Annotated in this window: 18 protein-coding genes; 6 read left to right on the top strand and 12 right to left on the bottom strand. The window is 70.6% G+C overall.

Features of this window, described 5'->3' with window-relative positions:
• The 3 genes from AC1D15_RS01555 to AC1D15_RS01545 all read left to right on the top strand — a co-directional run.
• Positions 1 to 1,269, top strand: a 1,269-nt coding sequence (locus AC1D15_RS01555) for a sensor histidine kinase (protein ID WP_477824652.1), incomplete at its 5' end; no start/stop codon positions are given.
• Positions 1,269 to 1,952 (top strand): response regulator transcription factor, encoded by a 684-nt coding sequence (locus AC1D15_RS01550; RefSeq protein ID WP_465111457.1) that lies wholly within the window; start codon positions 1,269 to 1,271, stop codon positions 1,950 to 1,952. The genes AC1D15_RS01555 and AC1D15_RS01550, both read left to right, overlap by 1 nt.
• A 159-nt stretch (positions 1,953 to 2,111) precedes the next feature.
• Positions 2,112 to 2,588: an SgcJ/EcaC family oxidoreductase gene (locus AC1D15_RS01545; RefSeq protein WP_477824651.1), complete on the top strand. Its 477-nt coding sequence runs from the start codon at positions 2,112 to 2,114 to the stop codon at positions 2,586 to 2,588.
• 10 nt (positions 2,589 to 2,598) lie between these two features.
• Here AC1D15_RS01545 and creC read toward each other — a convergent pair whose 3' ends face one another.
• From creC to cysK, 3 genes are read right to left on the bottom strand one after another with little or no spacing between them, the layout of a single operon-like run.
• Complete coding sequence (gene creC, locus AC1D15_RS01540) at positions 2,599 to 4,029, bottom strand: two-component system sensor histidine kinase CreC (RefSeq protein ID WP_477824654.1); 1,431 nt, start codon at positions 4,027 to 4,029, stop codon at positions 2,599 to 2,601.
• 1 nt (position 4,030) lies between these two features.
• Entirely contained in the window at positions 4,031 to 4,747 is a 717-nt protein-coding gene (creB, locus tag AC1D15_RS01535) for a two-component system response regulator CreB (RefSeq protein ID WP_477824650.1), read from the bottom strand.
• On the bottom strand, positions 4,744 to 5,664 hold the full coding sequence (gene cysK, locus AC1D15_RS01530; RefSeq protein ID WP_047501615.1) for a cysteine synthase A: 921 nt from the start codon (positions 5,662 to 5,664) through the stop codon (positions 4,744 to 4,746). Before cysK ends, creB begins: the two co-directional genes overlap by 4 nt.
• A gap of 48 nt (positions 5,665 to 5,712) precedes the next feature.
• Between cysK and hemE the strand changes: the two genes are divergently transcribed.
• Both hemE and AC1D15_RS01520 read left to right on the top strand, forming a co-directional pair.
• Complete coding sequence (hemE, locus tag AC1D15_RS01525) at positions 5,713 to 6,771, top strand: uroporphyrinogen decarboxylase (protein WP_477824649.1); 1,059 nt, start codon at positions 5,713 to 5,715, stop codon at positions 6,769 to 6,771.
• Positions 6,772 to 7,141: 370 nt separating this feature from the next.
• The gene (locus AC1D15_RS01520; protein WP_477824653.1) at positions 7,142 to 9,208 is read left to right on the top strand and encodes a primosomal protein N'; all 2,067 of its coding nucleotides are present in this window, start codon (positions 7,142 to 7,144) and stop codon (positions 9,206 to 9,208) included.
• 6 nt (positions 9,209 to 9,214) lie between these two features.
• Here the strand turns inward: AC1D15_RS01520 and AC1D15_RS01515 are convergent, their stop codons facing one another.
• From AC1D15_RS01515 to AC1D15_RS01485, 7 genes are all read right to left on the bottom strand, one after another.
• Complete coding sequence (locus tag AC1D15_RS01515; RefSeq protein WP_477824648.1) at positions 9,215 to 10,108, bottom strand: M48 family metallopeptidase; 894 nt, start codon at positions 10,106 to 10,108, stop codon at positions 9,215 to 9,217.
• Between the two features lie 40 nt (positions 10,109 to 10,148).
• On the bottom strand, positions 10,149 to 11,750 hold the full coding sequence (locus tag AC1D15_RS01510; protein ID WP_477824647.1) for an AmpG family muropeptide MFS transporter: 1,602 nt from the start codon (positions 11,748 to 11,750) through the stop codon (positions 10,149 to 10,151).
• Between the two features lie 30 nt (positions 11,751 to 11,780).
• The gene (locus tag AC1D15_RS01505; protein ID WP_477824646.1) at positions 11,781 to 12,638 is read right to left on the bottom strand and encodes an anti-sigma factor family protein; all 858 of its coding nucleotides are present in this window, start codon (positions 12,636 to 12,638) and stop codon (positions 11,781 to 11,783) included.
• Between the two features lie 14 nt (positions 12,639 to 12,652).
• Positions 12,653 to 13,186, bottom strand: a complete 534-nt coding sequence (locus AC1D15_RS01500) for a sigma-70 family RNA polymerase sigma factor (RefSeq protein ID WP_477824645.1) — start codon at positions 13,184 to 13,186, stop codon at positions 12,653 to 12,655.
• 58 nt (positions 13,187 to 13,244) lie between these two features.
• Positions 13,245 to 14,273, bottom strand: a complete 1,029-nt coding sequence (locus AC1D15_RS01495) for a hypothetical protein (RefSeq protein WP_477824644.1) — start codon at positions 14,271 to 14,273, stop codon at positions 13,245 to 13,247.
• Between the two features lie 302 nt (positions 14,274 to 14,575).
• Entirely contained in the window at positions 14,576 to 15,166 is a 591-nt protein-coding gene (locus AC1D15_RS01490) for a DinB family protein (RefSeq protein WP_477824643.1), read from the bottom strand.
• A gap of 19 nt (positions 15,167 to 15,185) precedes the next feature.
• Positions 15,186 to 16,058, bottom strand: coding sequence for a M14 family zinc carboxypeptidase (locus AC1D15_RS01485; protein ID WP_477824642.1), 873 nt, complete (start codon positions 16,056 to 16,058; stop codon positions 15,186 to 15,188).
• A 99-nt stretch (positions 16,059 to 16,157) separates the two neighbouring features.
• Here AC1D15_RS01485 and AC1D15_RS01480 point away from each other — a divergent pair, with 99 nt between their 5' ends.
• Entirely contained in the window at positions 16,158 to 16,646 is a 489-nt protein-coding gene (locus tag AC1D15_RS01480) for a flavin reductase family protein (RefSeq protein WP_465111467.1), read from the top strand.
• Here the strand turns inward: AC1D15_RS01480 and AC1D15_RS01475 are convergent.
• Both AC1D15_RS01475 and AC1D15_RS01470 read right to left on the bottom strand, forming a co-directional pair.
• Entirely contained in the window at positions 16,643 to 18,676 is a 2,034-nt protein-coding gene (locus AC1D15_RS01475) for an acetoacetate--CoA ligase (protein ID WP_477824641.1), read from the bottom strand. The genes AC1D15_RS01480 and AC1D15_RS01475 overlap by 4 nt on opposite strands.
• A 7-nt stretch (positions 18,677 to 18,683) precedes the next feature.
• Positions 18,684 to 20,462, bottom strand: a complete 1,779-nt coding sequence (locus AC1D15_RS01470; RefSeq protein ID WP_477824640.1) for an ABC transporter substrate-binding protein — start codon at positions 20,460 to 20,462, stop codon at positions 18,684 to 18,686.
• Positions 20,463 to 20,476: the final 14 nt, after the last annotated feature.

Genomic DNA, 20,476 nt, shown 5'->3' with positions numbered 1-20,476 from the left:
CAGCTGGTGGCCGTCACCGAGCTGCTCGACGACAACATCGCGGCCGTTCGCTCGCGCCTGCTGCAATTGGCGCCGCTCGAGCGCGGCAGCGAGTTCAGCACCGTCTGGCGTGAACTCAACCAGGTGTTCGACACGGCGCGCGGCCGCGACCTGCGCGAGCTCGTCAACGGCGCGATCGAACGCCAGCGCATCGTGGTGCCGGCCGCGCGTGCGGCCACCGTGCACGGGCTGGACATGCTGCGGCTGCAAGGTGGCGCGATGGTGCTGGTCACGCTGGCCGTGGCGGTGCTGCTGGCGCTGCACCTGGGCCGGCGGCTGCAGCGCCCGCTCGACCGCCTGCTGGGCGGCATCCAGGCCCTGCAGGCCAGCGACCTGGGGCACCGCGTCGCGATCGGCTCGGGCGACGAGTTCGACCGCCTGGCCGGGCACTTCAACGCGATGGCGGCCGAGCTGCAGCAACACCGCAGCGAGGCCGATGCGGCGCGCCACCGGCTGGAGGATGCGGTGCAGGCGCGCACCCTGGAACTCAGCACGGCGCACGAGGCCTTGCAGCACATCGATGCGCGCCGCCGCCAGCTGTTCGCCGACCTGGGCCACGAGCTGCGCACGCCGGCCACCGCGATCCGCGGCGAGGCCGAGATCGCGCTGCGCGGCACCGACAAGCCGGTGGCCGAGTACAAGCAGAGCCTGTCGCGCATCGTCGGTGGCGTGAAGCAGCTGGCCGGCGTCATCGACGACCTGCTGCTGATCGCGCGCGCCGAGGCCGACCAGCTGGCGATGCGCTTCGATGCGGTCGACGTGCCGGCGCTGCTCGGCGACGCGGCCGAGCAGGCCGAGGCGCTCGGCGCGCAGCACGAGGTGAGCGTGCAGCTCGATGCGCCGCCGCAGGATGCGTCCGGCCCCGCCAGCGTGCACGCCGACGCCGACCGCCTGCGCCAGGCCGTGGTGATCGCGCTCGACAATGCGGTCCGCTACTCGCGGCGCGGTGGCACGGTGCGCCTGGGTTGGCAGGTGCGCGGCGACCGCATGGAGATCATCGTGAAGGACGACGGCATCGGCATCGAGGCCGAGGAGTTGCCGCTCGTGTTCGAGCGCTTCGTGCGCGGCCGCCGGGCGCGTGCCCACCGGCCGGACGGCACCGGCATCGGGCTGTCGATCGCGCAGGCCATCGTGCGCGCGCACCGCGGCGAGATCCGCCTCGACAGCCGCCTCGACGAAGGCACCACCGTGCGCATCGAGCTGCCGTGCCGGCGGGAGCAGGCGGCATGATGAACCTGCTGGTGGTCGAGGACGACGTGCGGGTCGCCGATTTCCTGGTGCGCGGCCTGCAGGCCGAAGGCTATGCCGTGCAGCTCGCCCGCACCGGGCCGCAGGGGCTGGCGCTGACGCGCAGCAGCGCGCCCGCGCTGCTGGTCCTGGACCTGATGCTGCCCGGCCTGAGCGGGCTGGAGCTGTGCCAGACGCTGCGCGCCGAGGGCTGCCACGTGCCGATGCTGATGCTCACCGCGCTGGGCAGCCTCGAGGACAAGGTGAACGGCCTGCGCCTCGGTGCAGACGACTACCTCACCAAGCCCTTCGCGTTCGAGGAACTGCTGGCGCGCATCGAGGCGCTGCTGCGGCGCGGCCGCGAGCAGCGCCCGCGCGCCGGCAGCCTGCAGGTGGCCGACCTGGTGCTGGACCGCGAAAGCATGCAGGCGAGCCGGGCCGGCAGGCCGATCGCGCTGACGGCCCGCGAGCTCGCGTTCCTCGAGCTGCTGATGAGCGCGCCGGGGCGCGTGTACAGCCGCGAACGCATCCTCTCCAACGTCTGGGGCACGAACGAGGATCCGCTGACCAACGTGGTCGACGTCTACGTGCGCCGCCTGCGCGCCAAGGTGGACGAAGGCCATGCGCTGGCACTGATCAAGACGGTGCGCGGGCTCGGCTACCGGCTCGACGCGCAGCCCGGCTGACGGCGCGCCGCCGTTCATCCGGCGTTCATGTGGGCGTCAGCAGCCGTTCATCGCGCTGCACGGGTCCCGTTCATGTGGCGCTCGAACAATGGCAGCCATGCATCGCGACGCGGTGCAGCGCCGCCGAGGCGGTGTCATCCAACCAGACGAGGACCCTTCATGAACCTGCTGCGTGCAGCTCTCCTTCCCGCGATCGGATTCAGCCTGTCGACCGCTGCCCTGGCGCAGGCGCCGTCCACCCAGGCCTGCCAACCCACCGATGACAAGCAGATCGCGGCCCTGTTCGACCGCTGGAACGATTCGCTGCGCACGCTCGATCCGGACAAGGTCGTCGCGAACTATGCGAGCGACGGCGTGCTGCTGCCCACCGTGTCGGACATGCCGCGCACCAACCCGGCCGAGATCCGCGACTACTTCGTCAAGTTCCTGAAGAGCACGCCGCAGGGCAGGATCGATCGCCGCATCATCAAGATCGGCTGCAACGTCGCGCAGGACGTCGGCACCTACACCTTCACGCTGAAGGGCGGCAAGAAGGTGCATGCCCGCTACACCTACGTCTACGAGTGGCAGAACGGCAGCTGGCTGATCGCGCACCACCATTCGTCGGCGATGCCGGAGGCGGGCGCGGGCAAGTAACGGCCGGCCGTCAGGCGGCCAGCGGCAGCGACAGCGTCGCGATCGCGCCGCCGGCCGCGGCGTTCTTCAGCGTGATGCGCCCTTCGTGCAGCTCGGCGATCTCGCTGACGAACGACAGCCCGAGCCCGGTGCTCTTCTTGCGCGAATGCGGCCGCGCGAGCGAATAGAACTTCTCGAACACCTTCGATTCGGCGTAGTCGGGAATGCCGGGGCCGCTGTCCTGCACGCGCAGGTCGACGCTGCGGCGGTTGATCTGCAGCGACAGCCGCACCGTGCCGCCCTCGGGCGAGAAATCGAGCGCGTTGTCGAGCAGGTTCGACAGCGCGCGCTGCAGCAGGAAGGCATCGCCGTCGACGCTCGCGTCGGATCCGTCCTCGACCACGATCTTCAGCTTGCGCGTGGCCGCCGCGGCCTGCGCGCTCGCGGCCGCCTCGTTCACCAGCGGGCGCAACGCGACCGGCGCGCGCTGCTCCAGGCTGCGCCGCGACTCCAGCGCGGTCAGCTCCATCATCCGGTCGACCAGCTCCTGGATGCGGTGCGTCTCGCGCGCGATGTTGGCGATGAAGCGCGCGCGGTCGGCATCGGGCATCGGCTCCTGCAGCAGCTCGGCCGCGCCGCGGATCGCCGACAGCGGGCTCTTCACCTCGTGCGTCAGCGTCTGCACGTAGTCGGCCACGTAGTTGCGCCCGGCCAGCGCGTCGCGCATCTCGTCGTAGGCGGCGCCGATCGCGCCGAGTGCGCGCCGGCCGAGCCGCGGCAGGCTGAAGCTGCGCTGCGCGCGCACATAGCGCACATAGTCGGCGATCAGCCCGAACGGCCGCACCAGCCACACCGAGACGATCACCACCAGCAGCAGCACCGCGACCACCGAGGTCACGCCGACCAGCAGCGTCTTGCGCCGCGCTGCATCGACGAACTGCCCGAAGCTCTGCACCGGCTTGCCGACACTGACCGCGCCGATGATCTCGTTGCGCGCGCGCACCGGGGCGGCGACGTACATCACCGCGGTGCGGTTGTCGTTGTCGATGTCGGGCGTGGTGCGCGCACCGTACTCGCCCTGCAGCGCGCGCCACACGTCGTGCCACTGCGCGTAGTCCTCGCCGAGGTGGCGCTGCGTCGAGTCGTAGACCACCTTGCCGGCGCGGTCGGTGACGATCAGGCGCAGCTCCACGCGCGTCTTCTCGAAGCCGAAGATGTCGGCCTTGAAGCGCCGCGCATACAGCGACTCGAACACCGGCGCGAGGGTCTGGGCGCGCAGCGTGCCGTCGGCCGACGAGGCTTCCAGCGTCGCGGCGATCAGGTGCGCCGTCTCGACCAGCGACTCCTCGGCCGACTCGCGGTAGCGCGGGTCGATGTCGCCGAGCAGGCGGTACATCAGCACGCCGACGCCGAACGCGTAGGCGAGCAGGATGCCGACGAAGATCCGCGTCCGCTTCGAGATGTCAGCTCTCCGGCTTGGTGGCCGGCAGGTCTTCCGCCAAGGCGTAGCCGGTGCCGCGGTGCGTCTTGATCGGCTCCAGCCCCGGCGCGACGAGCTTCATCTTCGCGCGCAGCGTCTTCACGTGCGCGTCGACCGTGCGGTCGAGGCTCTCGGTGGMGTCGTCCCACACGCGCTCGAGCAGCGTGTCGCGCGAGAACACATGGCCCGGGCGCGAGACCAGCGTCTTCAGCAGGCCGTACTCGTAGCGCGACAGCTCGAGCAGCTGGCCGTAGAAGCGGATCTGCCGCCGCCCGTCGTCGACCGCGATCGGCAGCACCGGTGCGGCTGCAGCGGCCGGCGGCGCGGCTGCCGGCTTCGCCGCGCGGCGCAGCACCGTGCGAATGCGCGCCACCAGCTCGCGCGGCGAGAACGGCTTGGCGACATAGTCGTCCGCGCCCAGCTCGAGCCCGACCACGCGGTCGATCTCGTCGCTGCGCGCGGTCAGGAACACCACCGGCACGTCGGCCAGCGCGCGGATGCGCTTGAACACCTCGAAGCCGCTCGCGTCGGGCAGGCCGACGTCGAGGATCACCAATGCGGGCGGCTGGGCCTGCACCTGCGCAACGGCCTCCTCGCCGGTCGCCACCCAGGCCGGCTCGAAGCCGTCGGTGCGCAGCGCGTACTGCAGCGTGTCGGCGATGCCGGGTTCGTCCTCGACGATCAGGATGCGCGGCTTCATTCGGTCGGCAGGAAGCCTTCGATCGACAGGTAGCGCTCGCCGGTGTCGTAGTTGAAGCCGAGCACCGTCGCGCCGGCCGCCAGCTCGGGCAGCTTCTGCGCGATCGCGGCCAGCGTCGCACCCGACGAGATGCCCACCAGCAGGCCTTCCTCGCGCGCGGCGCGGCGGGCCATCTCCTTCGCGGCCTCGGGGTCGACCTGGATCACGCCGTCCAGCAGGTCGACGTGCAGGTTCTTCGGGATGAAGCCGGCGCCGATGCCCTGGATCGGGTGCGGGCCCGGCTTGCCGCCGCTGATCACCGGCGACAGTGTCGGCTCGACCGCGAACACCTTCAGCTTCGGCCAGCGCGCCTTCAGCACCTTCGCGCAGCCGGTGATGTGGCCGCCGGTGCCCACGCCGGTGATCAGCGCATCGATGCCGCTCGGGAAATCGGCGGCGATCTCCTCGGCGGTGGTGCGCACGTGGATGTCGATGTTGGCCGGGTTGTCGAACTGCTGCGGCATCCAGGCGCCGGGCGTCTCGGCCACCAGCTCGTTGGCGCGCGCGATCGAGCCGTTCATGCCCTTCTCGCGCGGCGTCAGCACGAAGGTCGCGCCGTAGGCCAGGATCAGGCGGCGGCGCTCGACGCTCATGCTCTCGGGCATCACCAGCACCAGCTTGTAGCCCTTCACCGCGGCGACCATCGCGAGGCCCACGCCGGTGTTGCCCGAGGTCGGCTCGATGATCGTGCTGCCCGGCTTCAGCGCGCCGCTCGCCTCGGCCGCCTCGACCATCGCGAGCGCGATGCGGTCCTTGATGGAGCCGCCCGGGTTGGAGCGCTCGCTCTTCACATAGACCTGGTGCGTGCCGCCGAACAGGCGGTTGATGCGGATGTGCGGCGTGTTGCCGACCGTCTGCAGGACATTCGATGCGAGCATGGATACCTCCGTCGTTGGACCGCAAATTATGGGCGCGATAATTCGCCGATGTACGCCGCCCTCCAGAACGACACCTTCCTGCGCGCGTGCCTGCGCCAGCCCACCGACCACACGCCCGTCTGGCTGATGCGCCAGGCCGGCCGCTACCTGCCGGAGTACCGCGCCACGCGCGCCAGGGCCGGCAGCTTCATGGGCCTTGCCACCAACACCGGCTACGCCACCGAGGTCACGCTGCAGCCGCTCGAACGCTATGCGCTGGATGCAGCCATCCTGTTCAGCGATATCCTGACCGTGCCGGACGCGATGGGTCTGGGCCTGAGCTTCGCGCTCGGCGAGGGGCCGAAGTTCGCGTCGCCGGTGCGCGACGAGGCCGCCGTCGACCGGCTGGCCGTGCCCGACATGGACAAGCTGCGCTACGTGTTCGACGCGGTCACCTCGATCCGCCGCGCACTGAACGGCCGGGTGCCGCTGATCGGCTTCTCGGGCAGCCCGTGGACGCTCGCCTGCTACATGGTCGAGGGCGCCGGCTCCGACGACTACCGCCTCGTGAAGACGATGCTGTACGGCCGCCCCGACCTGATGCACCGCATGCTCTCGATCAATGCCGATGCGGTCGCGCTGTACCTGAACACGCAGATCGAGGCCGGCGCGCAGGCGGTGATGATCTTCGACAGCTGGGGCGGCGTGCTGGCCGACGGCGCGTTCCAGGCCTTCAGCCTCGCCTACACGCAGCGCGTGCTGAGCCAGCTGAAGAAGGAGCACGACGGCCAGCGCATCCCGCACATCGTGTTCACGAAGGGCGGCGGCCTGTGGCTCGAGGAGATCGCCGGCAGCGGCGCCGACGTGGTCGGCCTCGACTGGACCGTCAACCTCGGCCAGGCGCGCCAGCGCATCGGCGGCCGCGTCGCGCTGCAGGGCAACCTCGACCCGAACGTGCTGTTCGCGCCGCCGGCGCAGATCCGCGCCGAGGTCGAGCGCACGCTGCAAAGCTATGGCAGCGACCGCACCGGCCACATCTTCAACCTGGGCCACGGCATCAGCCAGTACACGCCGCCGGAGCATGTGTCGGTGCTGGTCGATGCGGTGCACGAGGCCTCCAGGCGCTGAATTGCGGTTACAAAGCCAGGGTCTTCTGGGGGGAGTGATTTCCCCAGGTACGTTTGCACAGTGCTTGACTTATCCCCAAAACGCTGAATGTGACGAATGGCCGCTCTTGCATCAACGAAGGTCACTGCCGGATCGGGGTGCACGCGCTAAGTTGTTGATTTCATTGGCAGTGAAAACTGCCGCGAAAGTGAGCAACGCAAGCCGAGGCCAAGCAGATCAAGAACTTAGCGCAGCTCTCTGCAGGTTTCCCACAAAGTTATCCACAGAACGCGGGGAAAGCTCCAAAACGCTTTGTGTATCAGCGACTTAGATGGAATTCCTGTGGGGCCCTCTAGCTTTGACCGATAACTCGCCCCCGCCGGCCACCAACCTGGCCACCGCCTTGCCGGTGGCGGTCGAAACCCCGCAACACAGCGGGCTGCAGGGCACGCTCGACTACACAAGCGAGCGCCTGCTCTCACCAGGAACGTTGGTGCGCGTGCCCTTGGGGCGGCGCGAGGTGCCCGGCATCGTCTGGCCGGGCGAGGCCAGCAGCGAGCCGACGCTGGCGCTGAAGCCGATCGCGCAGGTGCTGGACGCGTTGCCGCCGCTGAGCACCCGCTGGTGCGAGCTGGTCGGCTTCGCGGCGGCGTACTACCAGCGCAGCGTCGGCGAGATGGCGCTGGCGGTGCTGCCGCCCGAGTTGCGCAAGCTCGACAACGACCAGCTCGCGAACCGCGTCGCGCGCCTGCGCAAGGCGCTTGCCGCGGAACCCGTGCCGGCGGCCGCTGCGCCGGCCGCGCCCGAGCTGAGCGCCGATCAGGCCGCGGTGCTGGAGCAACTGCAGGCGCTGCACATGCCGGGCGCGGCGCCGGTCGTGCTGCTRCACGGCCTGACCGGCAGCGGCAAGACCGAGGTCTACCTGCGCGCCGCGGAGCGGGCGCTCGCCGCCGGCCAGCAGGTGCTGGTGCTGGTGCCCGAGATCAACCTGACGCCGCAGCTGGAGGCCCGCTTCGCCGAGCGCTTCGGCAGCGGGCCGGCGCCGCGGCGCATCGTCTCGCTGCACAGCGGCCTGACGCCGGCGCAACGGCTCAAGCACTGGCTCGCGGCGCACCTCGGGCTGGCCGACCTGGTGCTGGGCACGCGGCTCGCGGTGTTCGCGCCGCTGCCGCGCCTCGGCCTGATCGTCGTCGACGAGGAGCACGACCCGTCCTACAAGCAGCAGGAAGGCGCGCGCTACTCGGCGCGCGACCTCGCGGTGTACCGCGGCAAGCTCGAAGGCGCCTGCGTGGTGCTCGGCTCGGCCACGCCGTCGATCGAGAGCTGGCAGCGCGCCGACCAGGGCCGCTACGTGCGGCTGACGATGGGGCAGCGCATCGGCGGCGGCGCGCTGCCGGCGGTGCGGCTGGTCGACATGAACCTGCTGCCCAAGATCAAGGGCATCAGCACCGCGCTGTCGCCGCAGCTGGTGGCGGCGCTCGGCAAGCGGCTCGAGCGCGGCGAGCAGAGCATGCTGTTCCTGAACCGGCGCGGCTATGCGCCGGTGCTGCACTGCGGCGAATGCGGCTGGAAGAGCGGCTGCCCGAACTGCAGCGCCTTCCGCGTGTTCCACCGCGTCGACCGCACGCTGCGCTGCCACCACTGCAGCCTGACGCAGCCGGTGCCGCGCGCCTGCCCCGATTGCGGCAACCTCGACATCGCGCCGATGGGCCGCGGCACCGAGCGGCTGGAGGAGCAGCTCGCGCAGGCCTTGCCCGGCGCGCGCATCGCGCGCATCGATGCCGACTCGACGAAGCTGAAGGGTTCGCTCGAGGCGCAGCTGTCGGCGGTGCACGACGGCAACGTCGACGTGCTGGTCGGCACGCAGATGGTGGCCAAGGGGCACGACTTCCGGCGCATCACGCTGGTGGCGGCGGTCGACCCCGACAGCGCGCTGTTCAGCAGCGATTTCCGGGCGCCGGAGCGGGTGTTCTCGCTGCTGATGCAGGCCGCGGGGCGGGCCGGGCGCGATGCGGCGCAATCGGGCGCGAGCGAGATGTGGGTGCAGACCTGGCACCCGCAGCATGCGCTGTACCAGGCGCTGCGCACGCACGACTACGCGGCCTTCGCGGCGCAGCAGCTGAAGGAGCGCGAGATGGCGGGGCTGCCGCCGTTCACGCACCTGGCGCTGCTGCGGGCCGAGGCGCGCACGCCGCAGGCGGCGCGCGATTTCCTGCAGGCGGCGGCGGACTTGGCGAACCAGTTCGAAGGCGCCGACCAGCTGCTGATCTACCCGCCGGTGCCGACCAGCATCGCGCGCGTCGCGAACGTCGAGCGCATGCAGATGCTGATGGAGGGGCCGTCGCGCGGCGTGCTGCAGCGGGTGCTGAGCGCGTGGGTCGCGAGCCTGCCGTCACTGCGCGGCGAGCACAAGGGCGTGCTGCGCTGGGCGCTGGACGTGGACCCGCTGGCGATCTGAGGCGATCTAGGGCGACTTCTTCGCGGGCGGCTCGAAGCGCTGCGAGGGCTTCGCGGCCTTCGCATACAGCCCCTCGACGCGCGGCAGGTTGGCCTCGATGTCGCGGATGCGGGTCGGGCCCGACGGGTGGGTCGACAGGAACTGCGGCGGCGCGCCCTTGCTGGCCTGCGCCATCTTGTTCCACAGGCTGACGCCGGCCCGCGGGTCGTAGCCGGCGCGCGCGGCCAGCTCCATGCCGACGAGGTCGGCCTCGGACTCATCCTCGCGGCCGAACTTCAGCGTCAGCAGCTGGCCGCCCATGTCGGCCACCGAGCGGCCGAGGCTGCCGAGCCCGAGGATCGCGGCGCCGAGCCCGATCGCCCCCTGCGTCGCCATGTTCTTGCCCATGCGCTCGCGGGCGTGCTCGCGCAGCGCATGCGCGACCTCGTGGCCCATCACCATCGCGACCTCGTCGTCGGTCAGCTGCAGCTGCTCGAGGATGCCGGTGTAGAACGCGATCTTGCCGCCGGGCATGCAGAACGCGTTGACCTGCTTCGAGCCGATCAGGATGACCTCCCACTTCCAGCGGCTCGCCCGCTCGTTCCACTCGGAACTGAACGGGATGATGCGCTGCGAGATCGCGCGCAGCCGCACCACCTGCGGGTGGCTGTCGGGGCCGAGCGCGCGCTGCGCCGCGGCCTGCTGCTTCAACTGCGCGTACTGCTGTGCGGCGGCCTGCTCGATCTGGTCGGCCGACACCAGCTTCGTGAAGCGCGATTCGCTGCCCACGTCGACGCCGTCGCGGGCCCAGGCCGGCACGGCCAGCGTCGCGCCGGCGGCGGCCAGCGTCGCGGCGAAGCGGCGGCGGGCGTGGAAGGCGCAGCCGCAGGTGATCGAGGGCAGGTCGGCGTCGTGGTTCATGGCAGGTTCAGACTGGCAGATGGGGTTGCGGTTCCCGGACTCAATCATCGGCCGGAAGCTGTGTCGGATCGACCTCGAGCGCCTGCACCGGCGCGCGCAGCCACACGAGCATCAGCAACGCCGGCAGCGCGAGCACGGTGGACAGCAGGAAGAAGGTCGGCCAGCCGATCGTCTCGGCGGTGACGCCGGCCACCGGCCCGACCCAGACGCGCCCGACCGACGCGAACGCGCTCAGCAGCGCGTACTGCGTCGCGGTGAAGCGCTGGTTGCACAAGCTCATCAGGAACGCGACGAACGCGGTCGTGCCCATGCCGCCGGTGATGTTCTCGAGCGCGATCACCATCAGCAGCCCGCCGTCGACCGGCGTCACCTGCTTCAGCCAGACGATGGTCCAGTCGAAGGCCGGGATCGTGACCCCCGGCAGCAGCCCGTGGCCGTGGCCGGCGAGCCACCAGAAGCCGAGGTTGCTGAGCATCTGCAGCACCCCGAACAGCAGCAGCGCGCGCCACAGCCCGAGCTTGAGCATCAGCGCGCCGCCGAGCAGCGCACCGCCGATCGTCAGCCACAGGCCGATCAGCTTGTTCGCGACGCCGACCTCGGCCGGGCCGAACTGCATCGCCTTCAGCAGGAACGGCGTCATCAGCGAGCCGGCGAACGCATCGCCCAGCTTGTAGAGCACGATGAACGCGAGGAAGGCGCCGGCGCCCGGCTGCGCGAAGTAGCTGCGCAAGCCCCCGAGCAGCGTCTCGAAGCGGGCCGCGCGCGCCGCCCAGGCGGCCAGCGGCAGCGTGAACGCGATGCCCAGCAGCAGCGCGAGCAGCTCGGTCCAGCGCTGTTGCAGCGCGGCCGGCAGGCTGCTGCCGGCCCACCACGGCGACAGCAGCGCCGCGGCGATCGGCGGCCCGAAGCGTTCGCTCAGCACGAAGCCGAGCGCGACCGCGCACAGCACTGCGCCGAAGCCGATCACGTCCTGCCGCGCGACCGACGACGGCCGCAGCGCCAGCGGCAAGCGGGGCAGCGCGACCGCCGACAGCACCGCGGCGCCGACCATCAGCCCGGCCATCACGCGGTAGACGTCGGGCCACGACCAGCCGCCGCCCTGCGTCGGATCGACCCAGATCAGCGCGACGCCGCCCGACAGGATCATCGCGAGCCGGTAGCCGAGCACGTAGAGCGACGAGCCCAGGCCGCGTTCGCGGGCCGGCAGCAGGTCGGTGCGGTAGGCGTCGACGACCACGTCCTGCGAGGCCGAGACGAAGGCGACCAGCACCGCCAGCAGCGCGAAGCTGCGCGTCGCGCTGCCGGGCGAGGTGGCGGCCATCAGCAGCAAGGCACCGGCGAGCGCCAGCTGCGTCAGCACCAGCCAGCCGCGGCGCCGGCCGAGCCAGGGCAGCTCGAAGCGGTCCATCAGCGGCGCCCACAGGAACTTGAAGGTGTAGGGCAGGCCGACCAGGCTGAGGAAGCCGATGGTCGCCATGTCGATGCCCTCGACGCTGAGCCAGGCCTGCATCGCCTGGCCGGTCAGCGCGAGCGGCAGGCCGGACGCGAAGCCGAGCACGCTGACGACCAGCAGCCGGAAGGCGACGGTCGCCCGGGAGGACGGCAGCGCGGGCGCAGGCTGCACGGGGACGGAATCGGACATCGCCCGATTCTAGAGAGTGAGTGACGGCCGTTACTTTGGCGCGTTGGCGGCGGGCTGCTGCCGGTAGATGGCCTCGGCCAGCGCCAGCAGCTGCTCGCGCGGCAGGCTGCCGGCCAGCGCGTAGCCGGTGCCGGCCTCGACCCAGTAGAAGAGGTTCACGTCGCCGTCGCGCTCGAAGCGGAACGCGGCCGGCGCGGCCTCGTCGGGTTTGCGCAGGTAGACGGTGACGCGGGCCGTGCCGCCGCTGGCCTGGTACATCAGCTGCGCACCGGGCCCGGCGCCGGCCCCGTCGGGCAGCAGCCGCCCGCCGACCAGCTCGTAGCCCTGCTCGCGCAGGTCGAACAGCTTGACCGGCACGTTCAGGCGCCGCGTCAGCCAGCGCGACAGGTGTTCTTCCTGGGCGCGGCTTTCCTCGGCGGTCTTGCCGGCCACCGCGACCTCGACCGGGTGGCGCTGCTCGGGCACGTAGACGCTGTGCGCAAGTGCTGCGCGCTGCACCCAGCCACCGGCCGGCGCCTGGGCGACGAGCGTGCGCGCCGGCTGCACCCGCCACATCGCGCCGGCGCCGATCAAGCCGCCGAGCGCGAAGATCGCGAGCGCCGCCGCCCACTGGCCGCGGCCGTGCCACCCCGGGGTGGCTGCCTCGGGCGCGTGCTGCCACACGAGCTGCTGCAGCCGTTCCGGCACCGGCTCGGTCGCCGCGGGCGCCAGGCGGGCGCGCAGCGCATCGCGGTCGGCGGCCCACAGCCGCACGCGCGCGGCCTCTTCGGGGTTGGCCTGCAGCCAGGCATCGACCTCGGCGCGGCGCTCGGGCGGCAGTTCGCCGTCGAGCCACGCGCTCAGCGTGTCGTCGCGTTCGTCGGGGGAGGAGAAGAGGGGGGCGGGCATCATCGACATCCGGTTCAGACCACGCGTCGAAGCGGCTGCGCCGACGGCACCGGCGCGCGGCCGTCGAGCAGCGCGCGCAGCGCGGCGCGCCCGCGCGAGATGCGCGACATCACGGTGCCGATCGGGATGCGCAGCACCTCGGCGCATTCGGCATAGGACAGTTCCTCGACCGTCACCAGCAGCAGCGGCTCGCGCTGCTCGATGGACAGGCGCTGCAGCGCGGCGACCAGGTCCATGCGCAGGCCGACGTCGGCACCGGGGTCGCTGCCGCGCAGGTCCTGCTCGGCCTGCAGCTCGTGCGGATCCATGATCGACAGGCGCCCGCTGCGGCGCAGCGTGTCCATGTGGGCGTTGTGCGCGATGCTGATGACCCACACCAGGATGTCGCGCTGCTGGTCGAACTGGTGCCAGTGCGACAGCGCGCGCTCCAGCGCGGTCTGCACCAGGTCGTCGGCCGCGGCGGCATCGATCAGCAGCGAGCGCGCATAGCGCCGCAGCCGCGGGATCGTGCCGAGGAGCTGCTGGCGGAAGGTGATGGGAACGCTCACCTGATGTCTACGCGAAACGGGATCGGTCTATTCCCGATTCGAGCACAGTGAGCACCCGTCACCAAGCTCCGGCCCCGAACAAGCGAACATTTCTGCCCGCGTCATCAAGGTACTCGCCGGCTTCGCAGCGACCCAGGTTGGTAGCGCCTCCCACGCCCAGGCTCAGGTCGCTGATGGTCCCGACGCGAAATGCGCCGGCGATGCATTCCATGGCCGCCGAGTTGGCATCGATCGTCGTCACGACGGGGTTGCCTTCGTTGGCCAGCCATTTGAGAAGCACCGTGCGATCGCGCGCCGAGGCGCCCTTGAACAGGGATTGCGATATGAAATCCCGGGATGACGCTTCAGCCTTCGCAAACACCAGAGTTGCCCGAGTCGGCTGCAACGCCGCGAGCCACTGTGTCATGTCGGCCAGAACGCCTCGCTGCCGAAAGGTTTCCGCACCGTAGTGATAGGCCCCGGATGCACCCGTGTTTGCGTTGAACCCCGCAATGAACGTGCAGGAATCAAGGCGAGATGTGACGAGGCGGACATCACCATTGCACACCAGGCCTTGGCCCATCTCGATGAACCCACCGGGGTTCATGAGCGAGACGACGGCCCTGCGCGGCGAGGTCTCCGAGGCCTCCGACAGCGATTCTTCCTCGTTGGTTTCCAGTAGTTCGTCATACGAGTCCGTCGACGAATCAATCGATTCCCAACGTACTTGGGCCACGGGAACGGATCCGAAATCGCAACCTCCGCTGGCGTTGTGAATCACCAACCGCAACGGTTGATTTCCGGCATCGAGTTGAAACACGTCGTCCATCCGCAGGATGTGCACGGTCGTCGGTTGCAGGGCCTGGATGTCCAACACGATTTGCCGAGGTGCGGCCGGCTCGGCGCCGGGTCGCAGATCGACACTCCTTCCCTCGTAGCCGTCCAGCCGAATGAAGGCAAGGTTCTTGAGCCCCGCCACGGCTGCCGGAATGGCGGGCATCCCTGGTGGCATGTAGATGTTGGCAAGCGCCGAGTTCTCCGCTTCGGCCTCGGCTTCCCAGGCCGCCCACACCGCTGTCGACAATTCGGAAACCACCGCTGCTGTCAAGGCTGGGTCCTCCGAAAGATCGACATCGGGGCCCGCGCGAGCGTGAAGCAGAGCCTGTCGAACTTCGGTGGACAACTCGGGGACTTGCTCATCGAGTGCCTGGGCGAGCGTTCGGGGCGGAAGGTTTCTGGTGGAAATGTGTCGAGGCCGATAGGCTCCACACGGAGTACTGCTGATCTCCATGCTTGTCGTCGCAACAGGTGGTTTCGATGCTCTTGAGTAACTCCGAAGCCACCTTTGTTGCTGACACAGAACGCATGGGTCACGCAGCACATCCCGTGTGCAGGCAGGCTGCCCGACTCTCAGATCCCCTGCCAGATTCCTGGCTCAGTGACACCCAGCGCACGGAAATCGCCCTCGCGCCGCTCCAGGTCGTTGACGCAGAAGAACTCGTCGAGCTGCGGCGGCGCGACCCGCGTGCCCGACAGCATCGAATGCGCCTGGCCGCGGTGGTGCACCTGGTGCTGGTAGAGGTGGGCCAGCAGGCGGTGCAGCGGCTCGCGGTCGATGCGCTGGGTGCGTGGCACCTCGATCACGCGCTCCAGCAGCGCGCCATCGGCCAGCAGCGCGTGGGCGACGGCGAGCAGGCGCTGGTCCATGCGCTGCTGCGCGGCCACCAGTTCGGCGCAGGTCGCGCACGGCTCCTCGGGGTCGAAGAACGAACCGGGGGCGGGGTGCGGTGGGTCGCCGCGCAGGCTGCGCTCGATCGCGTCGAGGTAGTAGTCGTCGACCGTCAGGTTGTGGTTCAGCGTCGCGCGGATCGACGGGAAGAAGCCGGTGCGCGGCGCGCTGAACTCATCCTGCGTCAGTTGCCCGCAGGCCTGCAGCAGCCGGTGGTTGGCCCACGCATTGTTGTGGGCGCTGGCGTAGAGGTGGCGGGCGAGCGAGGTCATGGCGGGAGGTCCGGGCGGTTCAGCGATGTTCCCGCAGCGCGAGCCGTTCGTCCAGCCAGCGCAGCAGGTCGAGCCACATCTGGCGCATCTCGGCGTCGGTCGGCGTGCGGATCGCGCTCGGCAGCTCGATCGTCACCACCGGCACGCCCTTGTGCACGCCGCCGTAGTGGCCGAGCGAGCCGGGGAAGATGCCGACGCGGTCGAGGTAGAGCCGCCCGAGCCGCTGCGGCGGCACGCTCGGGCCGTCGAAATCGAGCACGCCGTACGGCGCGTGCACCGTGACGATCACGTCCGGCTTCCAGCGCTCGATCGTGTCGGTCACGAAACGGGCCTCGGGCTCCGACAGCGCGTTCGGGCCCGGCCAGCGCCGCGGGTCCTTCTTCGTGCGCTTGAGYCAGTAGACCGGCGCGTCGCTGTCCCAGTGCGGCGTCGGGAAGTTGCGGTTCAGGTCGACGCCGTGCGCATTGGTGCGCGTCGGCTTCGGCAGCAGCAGGCCGTCGGGGTTCAGCGCCGGAACGAAGCGCCAGTCCAGGCCGGCGCCGGTGTCGCCGGCCTGGGCGATCCAGTGGAAGACGAGCGCGCTCGACGACAGCTCGTCGCCGTGGATGCCGCCCAGCACCAGCACGCGGCGCGGCGCGGGCGGCGGCGGGTCGTCGGGCAGCAGCAGCGGCTGGGGTGCCGGCACGTCGCGCTGGTAAAGCGCCACGCCCTTCACCGACGCGGCGCCGGACGGCTTCAGCGCGGCACGCTCGCACAGCGCGGTGCCGAGGTTCGGCAGGCGGCGGACCAGCTCGGCGCAGGGCGCCTCGGCCTGCGCCGGCGGCGCGAGCGCCCAGGCCAACATCATGCAGACGCCCTGCAGCGCCCGCCGAATCATCGGGTATCGTGTCATGCTGAACGAGTGTAGGAGCTGCCCGACCCCCTCAAATGAGAGTTGGCGGCGCCTGCCGCCGCCCTCCACAATTCCGGCATGAATGCAATGCTGCGCCCCATGGCACCCAGTTTCTCGGCCCAGGAGTTCCGCGTTGCGCTCGGGATGTTCGCCACCGGCGTCACGATCGTCACCGCGTGCGACCTGCACGGCAACCCGGTCGGCCTGACCGCCAATTCGTTCAATTCGGTGTCGCTGTCGCCGCCGCTGGTGCTGTGGAGCCTGTCGCGGCGCGCCGGATCGATGCCGGCGTTCACGCGCGGCTCGCACTATGCGATCAACATCCTTGCCGCCGACCAGCGCCCGCTGGCCGAGCGCTTCGCCGCGAAAGACGTCGACCGCTTCGCCGGGCTGCGTTTCCGCGAAGGCGTCGGCGGCGCACCGGTGCTCGAAGGCGTGGCCGCGGTGTTCGAGTGCTTCAACCGCAGCCAGTACGAAGAAGGCGACCACGTCATCTTCGTCGGCGAGGTCGAGCGCTGCGAGCGGCGCGAGGGCGCACAACCGCTGATCTATCACGGCGGCCGCTATTTCACCGAGCTGCCTCTCTAACTGGCGTTGCGGCGCCGCGCGAACTCGGCGAACCACGCCACGCTGCCCGCATTCGCCATCGCGTCGAGCTTGAACACCTGCTCGGCCGGCGTGCCCATCAGCAGCTTCTTCACCGGCAGCTCCATCTTCTTGCCCGACAGCGTGCGCGGGATCGCGTCCACCTGGAAGATCTCGTTCGGCACATGTCGCGCCGACAGCGCGCTGCGGATCTCCTGCTTCAGCCGCGCGACCAGCGCCTCGTCGAGCACGCGGCCTTCGCGCAGCACGACGAACAACGGCATCCAGCTCTCGCGCCCCAGGTACTCCAGGTCGACCACCAGGCTGTCGAGCACCTCGGGCAGCGCCTCGACCGCGCGGTACAGCTCGGCCGTGCCCATGCGGATGCCGTGGCGGTTGATCGTCGCGTCGCTGCGGCCGTAGATGATCGCGCCGCCGCGCGGCGTGATGCGCAGCCAGTCGCCGTGGCGCCACACCGCAGGTCTTCCATTCCCTTCGGGGTACATGTCGAAGTAGCTCTCCCGATACCGCTGCCCGTCGGCATCGCCCCAGAAATACAGCGGCATCGACGGCATCGGCCGCGTGCACACCAGCTCGCCGACCTCGTCGACGAGCGCCTGCCCTCGGCCGGTCGCCGGATCGGGCTCGCTCCAGGCCTCGACCGCGGCGCCCAGGCAGCGGCACTGCATCTCGCCTTCGACCACCGGCAGCGTCGGCAGGCCGGCCACGAAGGCGCCGGCGAAATCGGTGCCGCCCGACAGCGAGGTCAGCCACATCGGCCGGTCGGCGACGCGCGGCAGGTGCTGCGCCGCCCAGCGGTACACGTCGGCCGACAGCGGCGAGCCGGTGCTGCCGAGCGCGCGCAGCCGCGCCAGCCCCGGCAGGCGCGCCGGCTCGATGCCGGCCTTCATGCAGCTCGCGAAGAACGCGGCACCGGCACCGAAGAAGGTCGCCTTCGCGTCGGCGACGAAGCGCCACAGCGTGTTCCAGTCGGGCTGCCCGCTGCGCCCCGCCGGGCTGCCGTCGTACAGGCAGATCGTCGTGCCGTTCAGCAGCCCGGCGAGCTGGCAGTTCCACATGATCCAGCCGGTCGCGCTGTACCAGTGGAAGCGGTCGCCGCCCTCGGCGCTCGGGCCCAGGTCGTTGTGCAGGCCCATGAACTTCAGGTGCTCCAGCACGACGCCGCCATGGCCGTGCACGATCGCCTTCGGCAGCCCGGTGGTGCCGCTGGAGTAGACGATCCACAGCGGGTGGTCGAACGGCAGCGGGTCGACCTGCAGCGGCGCGTCGCCGCACAGCAGCGCGTCGAAGTCGTGCCAGCCGGCCGGCAGCGCGTCGCCGAGGTTGCGCCACAGCAGCACGTGCTTCAGCGTCGGCAGCGCCTTCACGAGGTCCTGCAGCAGCGCGAGCCGGTCGTGCGTGTTGCCGCCATGCACATAGCCGTCGCAGCCGACCAGCAGCGTCGGCTCGATCTGCCGGAAGCGGTCGAGCACCGCGACCGGCCCCATGTCGGGCGAGCAGACCGACCACACCGCGCCGAGGCTGGCGGCCGCGAGGAACGCGACCACCGCCTGCGGCGTGTTCGGCATGAAGGCGCAGATGCGGTCGCCGCGCACGATGCCCAGCTGCCGGTAGTGCGCCGCGAGCGAGGCCACCTGGCGGCGCAGCTTCGGCCAGCTCCATTCGAGCAGGCTCGCGCAGTCGCGCAGCCGCTCGTCCTGGAAAACGATCGCCGGATGCCCGGCCGCATGCGCCGCGTCGGCATGGCGGAACACCTGCTGCGCGTAGTTCAGCTGCGCGCCGTCGAACCAGCGCGCGCCCGGCATGCGGTCGTCGGCCAGCACCTGCGTGAACGGCGTCGGCGACTGCAGGCCATAGAACTCCCAGATCGAGCGCCAGAACGCCTCGAGATCGGTGACGGACCAGCGCCACAGCGCGTCGTAGCCTTCGTTGGTGGTCGCATCGAACCGCAGCCCGCGCTCGCGGGCCAGCCAGTCGGTGTAGCGCAGGATCTGGGGTCGCGGTACGGCCATGGTGAACTCACTCAATGCCCAGGTATTGCCAGGTGTCGCGCATGAACGGATGCCTCAGGTGCCCGATCACGCGCCGCTGCAGCACGTCGCTGACGACGGTGTGCACATGCGCCTTGTACGGCATGTACGCCACCAGGATGTTCTTCGCCTCGCGCATCAGCGCCAGCCGCTCGGGCCCGTCGGGCAGCACGTTCTGCCGCTCGAACAGGCGATCGTAGGCCGGCAGCGAGAAGTGCGCATCGTTCGATTCGTTCGCGTTCGGCCCGTAGCCGATGCCGAGGAAGAAGCCGCCGTCCGGCGTGCCCGCCACCCAGCTGAAGCCCCACATCATCAGCTTGCCGGCGCGCCCCATCTTCAGCAGCTCGGGCCAGCTCGCGATGTCGAACGCGATGCGCAGCCCCACCGCCGCCATGCACTTGCGCCACAGCTCGTTGAACTGGCGCTGCCGCTGGTCCGGCCGCGACGCGAGCCGCAGCACCAGCGGGCGGCCGTCGGGCGCCTCGCGCCAGCCGTCGCCGTCGCGGTCGACGTAGCCGTACAGGTCGAGCAGCGCGGCCGCGCGCGCGACGCTCGTTTCGCTCATCGTGCTGCGGTAGTCGTCTTCATAGCCCGAGGTGAACGGCGCGACCACCGACTGCGCCGGGATGCCCTGGCCGTGGCGCAGGTCCTCGAGATCCTGCCGGTTGTCATAGGCCAGGCAGATCGCGCGGCGCAGCGCGACCTTGTCCGGCGCATTGCCGCCGACCACCGGGTCGTCCATGTTGAAGTAGGTCAGCGCCATGTCGGCCAGCGCACTGCGTTGCAGCCGCACGCCCTGGCGCGCGAGGTGCGGCGCGATGCGGTTGCCGGGCGCCGCGATCGGCGTGAACTCCACCGGCAGCTCCAGCACGTCGAGCGCGCCGTTGACGAAGGCGAGCCAGCGCGGCTGCGCCTCGACGATCACGCTGACCTCGATGCGCCCGGCCACCGGCAGGCGCCGGCCGGCCAGCTGGCGCGCGATCTCCTGCGCGGGCGCATCGCCGGGTGCCGGCTCGGCCTCGAAGTGCAGCTCGCGAAAGCGCGGGTTGCGCACGAGCTCGATGCGCGAGCCGCGGCGCCAGGCCGCGAGCATGAACGGGCCGGTGCCCACCGGGTGCGCGGCGATTTCGGCGCCGTAGTGCTCGACCACCTCGCGCGCGACCGCGCCGACCAGCGCGCCCTGCGTGAACCAGTGGTGGAAGCGCGGGTTCGGCTCGGCCAGGCGGATGCGCAAGGTGTAGCGGTCGAGCGCGCGGATGCCTTCCACCTCGCGGTCGTAGTCGAACGGCTTGCCGCTGCGGCGCGCCTGCGCGCGCAGCTCGCTCAGGTCGCGCAGCTTCGCGTTCTCGAACACGTAGATGTTCTCGCAGTTCAGGCGCGGGTCGTAGAAGCGCTTGACGCTGTAGACGTAGTCCTGCGCGACCAGCTCGCGCGGCGTGCCGCCGAAGGCCGGGTCGTCGGCGAAGAAGATGCCGGGGCGGATGCGGAAGGTGAAGGTCTTGAAGTTGTCGCTGATCTCGGGCAGCGCGACGGCGGTGTTCGGGCGCAGCTTGACCGGGCGCGCGAGGTAGTCGTAGGTGAGCGGCGGCTCGAAGATCGCGCTCGCCACCTGCGCGGAGTTGACGTCGGAGATCTGGCACGGATCGAAGCCGGTCTCGGCCACGCTGAAGGCCAGGCGCAGCGTCTTGTCGGCCGCGTCGGCGCGGCGCGGCGCACCGCACGACAACGCCGCCGAGGCGGCAAGCCAGGTGCGGCGCGTCAGCGTCATGCCTGCAGCGCCGC

This window comes from Rhizobacter sp. P2_H2, assembly GCF_056403375.1.
This window is presented reverse-complemented; position numbering and strand designations above follow the sequence as displayed.